Annotated in this window: 12 protein-coding genes; all 12 read left to right on the top strand. The window is 62.3% G+C overall.

The genetic code is table 11. From position 1 onward, the window contains the following. Positions 1-37: 37 nt before the first annotated feature. The 12 genes from QCE48_RS20815 (at position 38) to QCE48_RS20760 (ending at position 13,631) form a co-directional block, all read left to right on the top strand. Positions 38-958, top strand: coding sequence for an ABC transporter permease subunit (locus tag QCE48_RS20815; RefSeq protein ID WP_309783865.1), 921 nt, complete (start codon positions 38-40; stop codon positions 956-958). Between the two features lie 14 nt (positions 959-972). Beyond that, complete coding sequence (locus QCE48_RS20810; RefSeq protein WP_404982335.1) at positions 973-1,872, top strand: ABC transporter permease subunit; 900 nt, start codon at positions 973-975, stop codon at positions 1,870-1,872. A 4-nt stretch (positions 1,873-1,876) separates the two neighbouring features. Next, a complete protein-coding gene (locus tag QCE48_RS20805) occupies positions 1,877-2,881 on the top strand; it encodes an oligopeptide/dipeptide ABC transporter ATP-binding protein (RefSeq protein WP_309783864.1) in 1,005 nt (334 codons plus the stop codon). Continuing rightward, positions 2,874-3,857, top strand: a complete 984-nt coding sequence (oppF, locus tag QCE48_RS20800; protein ID WP_309783863.1) for a murein tripeptide/oligopeptide ABC transporter ATP binding protein OppF — start codon at positions 2,874-2,876, stop codon at positions 3,855-3,857. The genes QCE48_RS20805 and oppF overlap by 8 nt, the downstream gene beginning before the upstream one ends. Positions 3,858-4,044: 187 nt before the next feature. Further along, positions 4,045-5,454: an OprD family outer membrane porin gene (locus tag QCE48_RS20795; RefSeq protein WP_309783862.1), complete on the top strand. Its 1,410-nt coding sequence runs from the start codon at positions 4,045-4,047 to the stop codon at positions 5,452-5,454. A gap of 387 nt (positions 5,455-5,841) precedes the next feature. Next, positions 5,842-7,146 (top strand): oxalate/formate MFS antiporter, encoded by a 1,305-nt coding sequence (gene oxlT, locus QCE48_RS20790; RefSeq protein ID WP_309783861.1) that lies wholly within the window; start codon positions 5,842-5,844, stop codon positions 7,144-7,146. Positions 7,147-7,660: 514 nt separating this feature from the next. Next, positions 7,661-8,752, top strand: coding sequence for an ABC transporter ATP-binding protein (locus QCE48_RS20785; protein ID WP_309783860.1), 1,092 nt, complete (start codon positions 7,661-7,663; stop codon positions 8,750-8,752). Further along, the gene (locus QCE48_RS20780; protein WP_309783859.1) at positions 8,739-9,827 is read left to right on the top strand and encodes an ABC transporter ATP-binding protein; all 1,089 of its coding nucleotides are present in this window, start codon (positions 8,739-8,741) and stop codon (positions 9,825-9,827) included. Before QCE48_RS20785 ends, QCE48_RS20780 begins: the two co-directional genes overlap by 14 nt. Continuing rightward, positions 9,824-10,714 (top strand): carbohydrate ABC transporter permease, encoded by an 891-nt coding sequence (locus QCE48_RS20775; RefSeq protein WP_116561549.1) that lies wholly within the window; start codon positions 9,824-9,826, stop codon positions 10,712-10,714. Before QCE48_RS20780 ends, QCE48_RS20775 begins: the two co-directional genes overlap by 4 nt. Then, on the top strand, positions 10,707-11,519 hold the full coding sequence (locus QCE48_RS20770) for a carbohydrate ABC transporter permease (RefSeq protein WP_087631367.1): 813 nt from the start codon (positions 10,707-10,709) through the stop codon (positions 11,517-11,519). The genes QCE48_RS20775 and QCE48_RS20770 overlap by 8 nt, the downstream gene beginning before the upstream one ends. Continuing rightward, on the top strand, positions 11,519-11,800 hold the full coding sequence (locus tag QCE48_RS20765) for a DUF2160 domain-containing protein (RefSeq protein WP_309783857.1): 282 nt from the start codon (positions 11,519-11,521) through the stop codon (positions 11,798-11,800). The genes QCE48_RS20770 and QCE48_RS20765 overlap by 1 nt, the downstream gene beginning before the upstream one ends. 88 nt (positions 11,801-11,888) lie before the next feature. Next, positions 11,889-13,631 (top strand): ABC transporter substrate-binding protein, encoded by a 1,743-nt coding sequence (locus QCE48_RS20760; protein WP_309783855.1) that lies wholly within the window; start codon positions 11,889-11,891, stop codon positions 13,629-13,631. The last annotated feature ends 306 nt before the right edge of the window (positions 13,632-13,937 follow it).

Here is a 13,937-nt window from a genome sequence, read left to right as displayed (position 1 = left end):
CCGCCCGAGTGCGGCGCCATCCGCGAGGAGAAAAAACATGTGGTCTTACACACTGAGGCGCGTACTGCTGACGCTGCCCACGCTGCTGCTCGTCGTCACGGTCTGCTATCTGCTGCTGCACGCGACGCCCGGCGGTCCGTTCGACGGCGAGCGCAAGGTGTCGGCGGAGGTGCTCGCGAACCTGCAGGCGAAATACCATCTCGGCGAGCCGCTCTGGAAGCAGTACCTGCTCTATCTCGACAGCCTTCTGCACGGCGACCTCGGCGCTTCGTTTCGCTACGCAGACTGGAGCGTGAACGAACTCGTGCTGCGGGCGCTGCCGGTATCGCTTGCGATCGGCGGTATCTCGATGCTGCTTGCGATCCTGATCGGCGTGTCGCTTGGGATTTTCGCTGCGCTTTATCGCAACAGTCCCGTGGATTATTTACTGATGCTCGTCTCCAACGCGGGCAGCGCGTTCCCTTCATTCGTGATCGGACCGGTGTTGATCCTCGTCTTCGCGATCCTGCTGAAATGGTTGCCGGCGGGCGGCTGGAATGGCTTCGACATCCGCTACATGGTGCTGCCGGTCACGCTCCTCACGATGATCAGCGTCGCGACCGTCGGCCGCGTCACGCGCGCAAGCCTGATCGAAGTGATGAACACCAACTACATCCGCACGGCGTTCGCGAAGGGCCTGCCGCGACGGACCGTCGTGCTGCGCCATGCGCTGCGCCCGACGCTGATCCCGGTCGTCTCGGTGCTCGGCCCGCTCGCGATCGCGTCGATCACGGCGGCGGTCGTCACCGAGTCGGTGTTCTCGCTGCCGGGCATCGGCAAGCTGATCGTGAACGGCGCGGCCAATCGCGACTACACCCTGGTACTCGGACTCGTCGTGCTCGTCACGGTCGTGGCCGTGCTGCTCAACCTGCTGGTCGATCTCGCCTACGCGTGGCTCGATCCGAAAATTCGCTATTGAGCATCGAACCCATCATGAAATCTTCTCTCGCGCCGATGCTCGAAAAAGCCGCCGCCGCGCCCGTCGAAGGACGCAGCCCCTGGCAGGACGCGCGCATGCGCTTTCGGCGCAACAAGGCGGCCGTCGCGAGCCTCGTGCTGCTCGCGCTCATCACGCTTGCGTGCATCGTCGGTCCGATGCTGCTGCCGAACGCGTTCGATTCCGCCGACTGGAACGCGATGAGCGCCACGCCGACCTTCGCGAACTGGCATCTGTTCGGCACCGACGAAACCGGCCGCGACCTGCTAGTGCGTTGCCTGATCGGAGGCCGCGTGTCGCTTCTGATCGGCGCGCTCGCCACGCTCACGTCGGTGACGCTCGGCATCGTGTGGGGCGCGGTCGCGGGCTTCGTCGGCGGCCGCGTCGACAACGCGATGATGCGCTTCGTCGACATGATGTACGCGATTCCCTATCTGCTGATCGCGATCCTGATGGTCACGCTGCTCGGCCGCGAGTTCTACCTCGTCGTGCTCACGATCACCGTGTTCTCGTGGATGGACATGGCGCGCGTCGTGCGCGGGCAGACGCTCGCGATCCGCTCGAAGGAATACGTGGAGGCGGCGCGCGCGATCGGCGTCTCGACGAGCGGGATCATCGTGCGGCATGTCGTGCCGAACCTGCTCGGCATCGTCGCGATCTACACGACCGTGACAGTGCCGGGCGTGATTCTCACGGAGTCCGTGCTGTCGTTTCTCGGGCTCGGTGTGCAGGAACCGATGACGAGCTGGGGCGTGCTGATCCAGGATGGCGTCGGCGTGATGGAAAGCTCGCCGTGGATTCTGCTGTTCCCGGCGGCGCTCTTGTCGGTCACGCTCTATTGCATCAACTTTGTCGGCGACGGGCTGCGCGATGCGCTCGATCCGAAGGACCGGTGAGCCCATGTCGACTCTGCTCAAGGTAAGCGACCTCGAAGTTGCGTTCACAACGCCCGACGCCACCGTGCGCGCGGTCAACGGCGTGAGTTTCGATCTGCAAGAGGGCGACACGCTCGGCATCGTCGGCGAATCGGGCTCGGGGAAAAGTCAGAGCGTGCTCGCGATGCTCGGTCTGCTCGCGAGCAATGGCCGTGCGAGCGGCCGCGCGATATATCAGGGCGAGAATCTGCTCGCGATGCGGGCGAAGGCGCTGAACCGCATTCGCGGTAATCGTCTCTCGATGATCTTTCAGGACCCGATGACGTCGCTCAATCCGTATCTGACGATCGAGCGGCAGATGACCGAAGTGCTGGAACTGCACAAGAACATGACGCGCCGCGCGGCGAAAACGCGCGCGATCGGCATGCTCGAAGCCGTGCGCATTCCCGAGGCGGCGCATCGCATCGACCAGTATCCGCACGAGTTGTCGGGCGGCATGCGCCAGCGCGTGATGATCGCGATGGCGCTCCTGTGCGAGCCGCAAGTGCTCTTCGCCGACGAGCCGACCACCGCGCTCGATGTCACCGTGCAGGCGCAGATCCTGCAACTGCTGCGCAATCTCCAGCACGACTTCGGCACGGCCATCGTGCTGATCACGCACGATCTCGGCGTGGTCGCGGGCCTGTGCGAGAAGGTGATGGTGATGTACGGCGGCCGCGTGATGGAGCATTGCAGCGCGACTAACCTGTTCGCGCGGCCATCGCATCCGTACACGATCGGGCTGTTGCGCGCGTTGCCGCGTCTCGATCAGAACGGCGCCGCGTTGCAGGGCATTCCCGGCAATCCGCCGAACATGGCGCATCCGCCGCCGGGTTGTCCGTTTCATGAACGCTGCGTCGATGCGAACGCGCGCTGCGGCGAAGGCGCGCCCGCGCTCGAACCGCTGCACGGCGACGCCGCGTGGCTGCGCGCATGTTATCGCCCCATCGAACAGATGAAGTCGCTGCACGAGGAGGCGCGTCATGTCTGAGGCAACCATCCTGTCCGTGCGCGACGTGCAGGTGCATTTCAAGGTGAAGGCCAAGAGCCGGCTGCCGTGGGCGCCGTCGCGCACGCTCAAGGCCGTCGATGGCGTCAGCTTCGATTTGAAGGCGGGCGAAACGCTCGGCGTGGTCGGCGAATCGGGCTGCGGCAAGTCGACGCTTTCGCGCGCGATCCTCAATCTGATTCCCGCGACGCAAGGCGAGATCGTGTGGATGGGCAACACGCTCTCGGGCGCGTCGCCGCGCGCGTGGCACGACGTGCGCCGCGATATCCAGATGATCTTTCAGGACCCGCTCGCGTCGCTCGATCCGCGCATGACGGTCGGGCAGATCATCGCGGAACCGTTGCGCGAGCATCGGCCGGGGAGGTCGAAGGACGAAACCATGCAGCGCGTGCGCGCGATGATGGCGAAGGTCGGTCTGCGCGAACAGATGATCAACCGCTACGCGCACGAGTTTTCCGGCGGACAGTGCCAGCGCATCGGCATTGCGCGGGCGCTGATCGTGGAGCCGAAGCTCGTCGTGTGCGATGAGCCGGTGTCCGCGCTCGATGTGTCGATTCAGGCGCAGATCGTCAATCTGCTGAAGTCGCTGCAATCGGAGATGGGGCTTGCGCTGATCTTCATCGCGCACGATCTCGCGGTGGTCAAGCACATCTCCGATCGCGTGATGGTCATGTATCTCGGCCACGTGATGGAGCTCGCGAACAAGCAGTCACTCTATGCCGAGCCCCGCCATCCGTACACGCGCGCGTTGCTCTCGGCGGTGCCGGTGCCTGATCCGGCAATCGAGCGCCGCAAGGTCGTGCAGATTCTCTCAGGCGATATCCCGAGCCCGATCAGTCCGCCGTCGGGCTGCGTGTTCCATACGCGCTGTCCGATCGCCGAAGCGCGCTGCGCCATCGAAACGCCCGCGCTGCGCACGTTGTCGAACTCGGTTGCGGCCGCGTGCCTCCTTGCCTGATCCCTTCATCACCCGACGACCCGTGAGCGCCATGAACTAAAGAACGACCCGTCTCGAAACATCCGTCCCCTGTCGTCGCCATCGATGCCCCGACCTTCACCGGTCGCCGGGCACGGCATCGTGCATTCCATCGATTAGCAACGGCGCTAAAGCAAGCAGTAGAAACAAAAATAAGTGGAGATCATTCGTGAAAAAACAAAAGCATTCACTGGCTTTATCGATTTTGCTGTTCAGCGGCTTAATGGCGACGGCGGTTTTCGCGCACGCCGACGAAACCGAAACTGACCCGCCTTCGCGCCATACTGAAGCGCCGCCAAGTTCGCCGCCGAATACGGAAGCCGATGCGCCGATCAGCAATCAGGCGAAATCGAATGGGTTTATCGAAGACTCGCATTTCAAGCTGCTGTTTCGCTCCTATTCGGAGCATTTCGAAATGGAAGGCGCGAAGAAAAAGGATGCATGGGTCATCGGCAATCAGGCGGTGTTCGAATCGGGTTATACGCGAGGATTGTTCGGCGTCGGTTTCGATGCTTCGCTCTTTAGCGCGCTTAAGTTGAATGGCGGGCAGGGCGCGGGAAATCGCGTACATCTGAATGCGGATGGGACGGGACAAAATCAGCTTGCGTGGACCTATCCTGGCGTGTGGGACGTCAAGGCGCGCGTGTCGAATACGGTGGTCAAATATGGTCAGCAGCTTTTCGATAATCCTTTTCTCGTTCCGCACGATAATCGCGCCTTGCCGCCGACTTACCGCGGCTTTTCGCTCGCGAGCGACGAGATCAAAAATCTGACGATGAAGGCGGGCAGCGTCGACGCCGTGCTCGCGCGCGGCATGACGAGCACGTCGTCGCTCTACACGGAATACGGCGGCGTCAAGTTCAGCCGCTTCACCTACGCGGGCGGCGATTACACGATCGGTGACGATACCGCGATCTCGCTTTACGGCAGCCGCGCGGAGAACGTATGGGACCAGTATTACCTCACCGCAACGCACAGCATCGGCAGCCCGTCGACGATTCGCTGGACCGGCGCGCTGAATTATTACTACACGCATGACGTCGGGCAAAGCCGTGAAGGCCCGATCAATAATCATGCATATAGCCTCGCATTGTCGGGACAGCACGGCGCGCATACGGTGCAGGTCGGTTTCCAGCAAATCGCCAGTAATCAGTTCTTCGATTATGTCGGACAGTCTGCCGGCGATTATCTGTCGAACTCGCTCGACGTCGATTACAACGCGCCGCATGAAAAGTCGCTGAGTCTGTCGTATTCGATCAATTTCAACGACTACGGCGCGCCCGGCCTGAAAATGACGATGTGGACGGCCTACGGCTGGGGCGCGGACGCGACGGAATCGGCGAATCGTTATGCCGATCCGGATAGCGCGCTTCACGGTCTGTACTGGAAAAACGGCGAGCCGGTTCACGGCACGCATTACGAATTCGGCGTGATTCCGAGTTACACGGTTGCAACCGGAAAGCTGAAGGACACATCGGTCAAGTTCTATTACATGCATCACCACGGTAGCAAGTACTACTCCGACAGTAGCAGCGACGTCTATCGTCTGATGGTCAATGTGCCGGTGAATGTGTTTTGAGCTTACAGTCCTGAAAGGGGCTTGGAAGCATGCCTCAAACCGCAGCCGGAATCATCCTAGGGAAACCTACAATCACAAACTTTAGCATTACAACAAGCTTTCGACTATAACGTGAGTGCGTGCCGTGGATCGCCATGTCTCGCGTCACGTCTCAGGCCCGTCAGGCTTTCCTGCGGGCCTTTTTTTTCGCCTTGTCGTTTTTGTTAAGCGCTTGCTTTCAAAACCTTACGTTGAGGGGTTTCCTAGTGAAAACCCCATCGATTCTTTCGCTTGACTTACTTGATATATCACATACTGTGTATATCTAATCGCTCAGGAAAATTGGGCAAGACGGAGGGTGCCGGTCGGCATCCCGAACGACAAGGCAATATGCCAAGGAGACAGGCAATGGAAACGGAACGTCAGGCAGGAGCGTCGCGGCTGGCTTCGCCGTGGGTACAACTCGTATTTGGCGTGATCTGCATGGCTATGATCGCGAACATGCAGTACGGCTGGACGCTGTTTGTGAACCCCATCGATGAAAAGTATCACTGGGGACGCGCGGCCATTCAGGTCGCGTTTACGATTTTCGTGGTGACCGAAACCTGGCTGGTTCCGATCGAAGGCTATCTCGTCGACAAGTACGGACCGCGTCCGGTGGTCGTCATAGGCGGCCTCTTGTGCGCGATCGCGTGGGTGATGAACTCCTATGCCTCGTCGCTGCCGATGCTGTATTTCGCGGCAGCCGTCGGCGGCGTAGGCGCGGGCGCGGTGTATGGCACCTGCGTCGGCAACGCGCTCAAGTGGTTCCCGAATCGTCGAGGGCTCGCGGCCGGCATTACCGCGGCGGGCTTCGGCGCGGGATCGGCGGCGACCGTCGTGCCGATCGCGCACATGATCAAGAGCAGCGGCTACGAACAGACGTTCCTCTGGTTCGGCCTCGGCCAGGGCATCATCGTATTCCTGCTCGGCATGGCGCTCTTCGCGCCGCCCGCCAGCATGCTCGCCCCGGCGAAGAATGCGCTCAAGCGCGCCGTCTACAACGCGAGTCCGAAGCAGGTGCTCACGTCGCCGATCTTCTGGGTCATGTACCTGATGTTCGTCATGATGGCGGCAGGTGGCCTGATGGCAACCGCGCAGCTCGGCCCGATCGCCAAGGACTTCGGCCTGCACGATTCGCCGGTGTCGATCCTCGGCCTGACGCTGCCTGCGCTGACTTTCGCGCTCACCATCGACCGCGTGCTCAATGGTCTGACGCGTCCGTTCTTCGGCTGGGTCTCGGATCGGATCGGCCGGGAGAACACGATGTTCATCGCGTTCGCGGTCGAGGCGGTCGGCATCATGATGCTGTCGAAGTACGGGCACAGCCCGGTGGCGTTCGTCGTGCTGACGGGCATCGTGTTCTTCGCCTGGGGTGAAATCTACAGCCTGTTCCCGGCGACTTGCGGCGATACCTTCGGACCGAAGTTCGCCGCGACCAACGCGGGTCTGCTCTACACCGCGAAGGGAACGGCCGCGTTGCTGGTGCCGTTCAGCAGCGTCATCACGACGATGACGGGAAGCTGGCACGCCGTCTTCACGCTGGCTTCGGGGATGGCGGCGCTCTCGGCCCTGCTCGCGATCTTCGTGCTCAAGCCGATGCGCAATGCCCACGTGCAGAAACATTCGCGCGGGGACGTCGACATGACTTACGCCACGACCGTGAAGGACTGACGCGGTTCGCTCTTTCAAGCTTTTCCCCTCGCGGCGGATGCTCACGGCGTCCGCCGTGTTCGTTTACAGCAAGCCTGTCATTGTCGCGAAAACGCGCTCCGCTATTACACTTGGCTTCTGTCCCCGTCAGCCATTCGTGGGCGGTGACGCATGGTTTCGTATGGTTAACCCCGATTTCAACGTAAACGAACAAAAAGGAACATGCTCCTTGTTGTTTTGGGTTCCTTTTTGAAAATCAGGGCCACGAACGCAGCATCGGTGTCCAAATAAAAAACGAACGACACATGGATGAACCCTATGCCCAGCAGCACCTCCAGCCGCCTCTCGCGCGGCTCCTGCGCGCGTCTCGGCCGATTCGTTTCGACCGCCCGTCCGTTCGACTCCTGAGCGCGCCCGACAGCGCCCGGCGCGGGCCGTTTCGATGAACGCCATCTGGCGCCGAGCCGTCGACGATGCGCGCACAGCCATCGGTAGCGACGCGGGCAGCAAAACAGGCATCCACAAGGAGCGGAACTTGGTCTTGGAACTGGAGCGGGTCACCGTCGTTGCAGGCGGACAGACGCATCTGTACGGCGTCGATCTGAGCCTCACGCCGGGCGCGATCAACTTGCTGCTCGGGCCGACGCAGGCCGGCAAGACGACGCTGATGCGCGTAATGGCCGGCCTCGACAAGCCGACGAGCGGCCGCGTGCTCGTCGACGGACGCGACGTGACGGGCGTCGGCGTCAGACAGCGCAATCTCGCGATGGTCTATCAGCAGTTCATCAACTATCCGGCGATGACCGTGTTCGAAAACATCGCGTCGCCGCTCAGGCTGCAAGGCATCGCAGCGAAGGAAGTGAGTGCGCGCGTGAACGAAGTCGCCGCGAAGCTTCATATAGAGCATCTGCTCACGCGCCGTCCGGGCGAGCTGTCGGGCGGCCAGCAGCAACGCTGCGCGCTCGCGCGGGCGCTGGTCAAGCGCTCGTCGCTCGTGCTGCTCGACGAACCGCTCGTGAATCTCGACTACAAGCTGCGCGAGGAACTGCGCGCCGAACTCGCGACGCTCTTCGCCGACGGCAAGACGACCGTCGTCTACGCGACGACCGAGCCGCTCGAGGCGCTCCTGCTCGGCGGCCATACGGCGATCGTCGACAAGGGGCGCGTGTTGCAGTACGGCCGCACGCTCGATGTCTACGACGCGCCCGCAACCGTCGACGTGGCTGCCGTCTTCAACGACCCGCCGATGAACATGCTGACGAGCGAAATCACGACCGAAGGTCTCGCGCGGCTGCCGATCGGCGTCGACGTGCCGGTGCGGCTGAACGCGGGCGGCGGCACCTGTCGTATCGGCGTTCGTCCCGGGCATCTGCGGCTCGCGGCGCGCTCGCCGCGCGCGATCGCCGTGCCGTGCCGCCTGGAACTCGCCGAACTGAGCGGCTCGGAAACCTATCTGCATGTGCGCACGAAGACGGGCGGCATCGATCTCGTCGCGCAGTTGCAGGGCGTGCACCAGATCGCGCTCGGCACCGACCTCGACGTGTTTATCGACCCGGCCGAGCTCTTCGTATTCGACCAGGACGCGAAACTCGTGTCGCACCCGGAGGCGAGCCATGGCGCGCATTGAGTTTCAGAACCTCGCGCACGCCTATCGCCCGCACCCGGCGACGCTCGACGACTACGCGCTCCAGCCGATGAGCATGGTCTGGGACGACGGCGGCGCGTATGCGTTGCTCGGGCCGTCGGGATGCGGAAAGTCGACGCTGCTCAATATCGTCTCGGGGCTCGTCACGCCGTCCGAAGGCAAGGTGCTCTTCGATGGCCGCGACGTGACCGCGCTCTCGGCGCGCGAGCGCAACATCGCGCAGGTGTTCCAGTTCCCCGTGATCTACGACACGATGAGCGTCTTCGACAACCTCGCGTTCCCGCTGCGCAACCGCAAGCTGCCCGCGGCCGAAGTGAAGGCGCGCGTGCACGAAGTGGCCGAGATTCTCGACATGACGCGCGAACTGGGACGCAAGGCGAGCAACCTCGCGGCGGATGCGAAGCAGAAGATTTCGCTTGGGCGTGGCCTCGTGCGCAAGGACGTCGCCGCGATTCTCTTCGACGAACCGCTCACCGTCATCGATCCGCATATGAAGTGGATGCTTCGGCGCCAGTTGAAGAAGATCCATCAGCAACTGAAGCTCACGCTGATCTACGTGACGCACGATCAGGTCGAAGCGCTCACGTTCGCCGATGAAGTCGTCGTGATGACGAATGGGCGCGTCGTGCAGAAGGGCGGCCCCGAGGCGCTGTTCCTGAGCCCGGATCACGCGTTCGTCGGCTATTTCATCGGCAGCCCGGGGATGAATCTCTGCCCGATTGCGCTCGATGCCGATGCGGTGAAGGTCGGTTCGCAGCGCCTGCAAGTCGACGGCAACACGCTCGCCACGCTCAAGAGCGCGAATGGCGAACTGAAGCTCGGCATTCGTCCGGAGTTCACGCGCATCGCGGCAAGCGAAGAGCCGGGCGCGGTGAAGGCGCGGCTGCTGCGCGCGCAGAGCCTTGGCAACTACCAGCTCGTCACCGCCGATTGCGACGGCCACGTGTTCAAGGCGAAGGTCGACACTCATCTCGCGCTCGAAGAAGGACCAGTCTGGCTGAGGCTCGCCGCGCCCGAAACCGTGTTCTTCAGCAACGACGAAAGGATCGGACGATGAAGCCCATCAATCAGAAGGCGTGGCTTTTGGTCGTGCCCGTGTTCATCTGCGTTGCGTTTTCCGCCGTGCTGCCGCTGATGACGGTCGTGAACTATTCGGTGCAGGACATCATCAGCCCGACGCAGCATGTGTTCGTCGGGACCGAATGGTTTCGCAACATCATCAACGATGACGATCTGCGCGGCGCGCTCGGCCGGCAAGTGATCTTCTCGCTGTGCGTGCTGCTGCTGGAGATTCCGCTCGGCGTCGGGCTCGCGCTCGCGATGCCCGCAACGGGCTGGCGCGCGTCGGCCGCGCTCGTGATTCTCGCGATGCCGCTTTTGATTCCCTGGAATGTCGTCGGCACGATCTGGCAGATTTTCGCGCGGCCCGATATCGGCCTGCTCGGCTACTGGCTCAATCATGCGGGCATCGACTACAACTACACGGCGAGTCCCTCGGACGCGTGGGTTACGGTGCTCGTGATGGACATCTGGCACTGGACGCCGCTCGTCGCGCTCCTCTGCTACGCGGGTTTGCGCGCGATTCCCGATGCGTTCTATCAGGCGGCGGAGATCGATGGCGCGAGCCGCTTCGCGGTGTTCCGCTACATCGAATTGCCGAAGATGCGCGGCGTGCTGATGATCGCCGTCCTCCTGCGCTTCATGGACAGCTTCATGATTTACACGGAGCCTTTCGTGCTGACGGGCGGCGGTCCCGGCGATTCGACCACGTTCCTCTCGCAGTACCTCACGCAGAAGGCGGTCGGCCAGTTCGATCTCGGTCCGGCCGCGGCGTTCTCGCTGATCTACTTCCTGATCATCCTGTTGCTCTGTTTCATTCTCTACAACTGGATGGAGCGCGTGGGCAAGGGCGGTCCCTCGACGACGGGAGACGACCATGCGTGACGACCGCCGCTGGATGCGCACGCTGACGATCGTCGTCTACATCCTCTTTGCGCTGATCCCGCTCTACTGGATGCTGTCGATCTCGCTGCGCACGAACGAGGAAACGCTTTCCGCGTTCTCCACGTTCCCGCGCCAGATCACGTTCGAGAACTACAAGGTCATCTTCACCGATCCCTCGTGGTACTGGGGCTACATCAACTCGATCATCTACGTGCTGATGAACACGGTGATGTCGGTGCTGGTCGCGCTGCCGGCGGCTTACGCGTTTTCGCGCTATCGCTTTCTTGGCGACAAGCACATGTTCTTCTGGCTGCTCACGAACCGCATGACGCCGCCCGCCGTGTTCCTGCTGCCGTTCTTCCAGTGGTATTCGAGCGTCGGGCTGATGGACACGTATGTTGCCGTCGCGCTCGCGCACATGCTCTTTAACGTGCCGCTCGCCGTGTGGATTCTCGAAGGCTTCATGTCGGGCGTCTCGCGTGAGATCGACGAGACCGCGTACATCGACGGCTATTCGTTCCCGGCCTTCTTCATCAAGATCTTCTTGCCGCTCATCAAGTCGGGCGTCGGCGTGACGGCGTTCTTCTGCTTCATGTTCAGCTGGGTCGAACTGCTGCTCGCGCGCACGCTCACCACCGTGAACGCGAAGCCGATCGCCGCCGTGATGACGCGCACGATTTCGGCCGCGGGCATGGACTGGGGCGTGCTGTCGGCGGCGGGCGTGCTGACGATCATCCCCGGCGCGCTCGTCATCTATTTCGTGCGCAACTACATCGCGAAGGGCTTTGCGATGGGGAGAGTCTGATGATCACGTGGATGTACTGGACGCCCGAAGTCGCGATCTTCTTCGCGTGCATCGCCGTGATGCTGGCGGGCATGACGGTCTGGGAAATCCGCTCGCCGACGGTCGAGCGCAAGGGCTTCCTGCCCATCGCGACGACGCGCGGGGACCGGCTCTTCATCGGACTGTTGACGGCGGCGTATCTCAATCTCGCGTGGGTCGGCGTGAGCGCGGAGGGCGCGAGCGCATGGCCCGGGTTCGTCATTTCGATGCTCGTGCTTGCGGTGATCATGTGGAAGGGCTAGCACTCCGATATCCGGTTATCCGGTTCCGTTGTTACCCCGAACGGGGGCCGGCAGATGATCCAAGGGGTGTGAGAGTGAGGAGAAGACAATGAAACACAGGAGACGGATCGTCGCGCTTGCAGTCGGAGGCCTCTTCGCGGGGGCGCTGGCGAGCAGCGCCGCCCTTGCGGATACGGCAGCGGCGCAGAAGTGGGTCGACAGCGAGTTTCAGCCGAGCACGCTCTCGAAGCAACAGCAGATGGACGAGATGAAGTGGTTCATCGATACGGCAGCGAAACTCAAGTCGCAAGGCGTGAAGGAAGTGCACGTCGTATCGGAGACGCTCGACACGCACATGTACGAGTCGAAGACGCTCGCCAAGGCGTTCACGGAAATCACGGGTATCGCGGTCAAGCACGACATCATCCAGGAAGGCGATGTCGTCGAGAAACTGCAGACGTCAATGCAGTCAGGACAGAGCATCTACGACGGCTGGATTTCGGACTCGGACCTGATCGGCACGCATTATCGCTATGGCGTGATCGTTCCGCTCTCCGACTACATGGAAGGCGAGGGCAAGGCCTTCACGAATCCGGGCCTCGACATCAAGGACTTCATCGGCACGAGCTTCACGACCGCGCCCGACAAGAAGCTTTACCAATTGCCTGACCAGCAGTTCGCGAACCTCTACTGGTTCCGCGCCGACTGGTTCGCGCGCAAGGACCTGCAGGACAAGTTCAAGGCCAAGTACGGCTATGACCTCGGCGTGCCGGTGAACTGGAGCGCGTATGAGGACATCGCCGATTTCTTTACGAACGACGTGAAGAACATCGACGGCGAGAAGGTCTACGGTCACATGGATTACGGCAAGAAAGACCCGTCGCTCGGCTGGCGCTTCACGGACGCGTGGCTTTCGATGGCCGGCGAAGCGGACAAAGGCATTCCGAACGGGCTGCCCGTCGACGAATGGGGCATCCGCGTGACGCCGGACGGCTGCCATGCAGTAGGCGCTTCGGTGTCGCGCGGCGGCGGCACGAACAGCCCGGCGGCCGTGTACGCGACGACCAAGTACATCGACTGGCTCAAGAAATACGCGCCGCCCGAGGCCTCGGGCATGACGTTCAACGAAGCCGGGCCGGTGCCCGCGCAGGGCAAGATCGCGCAGCAGATCTTCTGGTACAGCGCGTTCACGGCGTCGATGCTCAAGCCCGGCAACGTGACGAATGCGGACGGCACGCCGAAGTGGCGCATGGCGCCGTCGCCGCACGGACCATACTGGAAGGACGGCATGCAGAACGGCTATCAGGACGTCGGTTCGTGGACCTTCTTCAAGTCGACGCCCGCCAACCAGCGCGCGGCCGCGTGGCTCTATGCGCAGTTCGTGACGTCGAAGAGCGTGTCGCTGAAGAAGTCGATCGTCGGTCTGACGTTCATCCGCGATTCGGACATTCATAGCGACTACTTCACGAAGAACGCGGACAAGTACGGCGGCCTGATCGAGTTCTATCGCAGCCCGGCGCGCGTTGCATGGACGCCGACCGGCAACAACGTGCCCGACTATCCGAAGATGGCGCAGTTGTGGTGGAAGAACGTCGCAACGGCGGTCGCGGGTGAGAAGACGCCGCAGGCCGCGATGGACAATCTCGCGAAGGAGATGGACCAGGTGCTTGCGCGTCTGCAACGCGCGGGCATGAAGGTCTGCGCGCCGCAACTGAACGCGGAAAGCGATCCGTCGAAGTGGCTGTCCGACCAGCACGCGCCGTGGAAGAAGCTCGCCAACGAAAAGCCGAAGGGCGAGACGGTGAAGTACGACGAGTTGCTCTCGGCGTGGAAGAGCGGCAAGGTGCGCTGAGTCATCCGCGAAACGGCGACGCAATGTAAAACGGGCGACCCGGCAGGTCGCCCGTTTTTTATATGAGCACGCACGTTGCGCGGTTGGCCCGCCGCGTCTGGAAGTTTCCTCGATGCGCGTTGTCGCTGCTGCCGGCAGGTGGTCTCCTCGCCCGTTTTGTCCGAGCGTTACCGGCGCGAGCGGTTATTCACGTCGGCATGATGCGCGTGAGTTGACTCCCCGATCCACCTGTCACAGCGACTCTTGCGCTCATGCGTTTCTCCAGTGCGTTTCGTTTCTGCCGGGTTACCGGTCGTTGAACCGATG

The organism is Caballeronia sp. LZ024 (assembly GCF_031451455.1).
Lineage (GTDB): Bacteria > Pseudomonadota > Gammaproteobacteria > Burkholderiales > Burkholderiaceae > Caballeronia > Caballeronia telluris.
The sequence above is the reverse complement of the archived record's forward strand: the minus strand, read 5'-3'. Positions and strand labels throughout refer to the sequence as shown.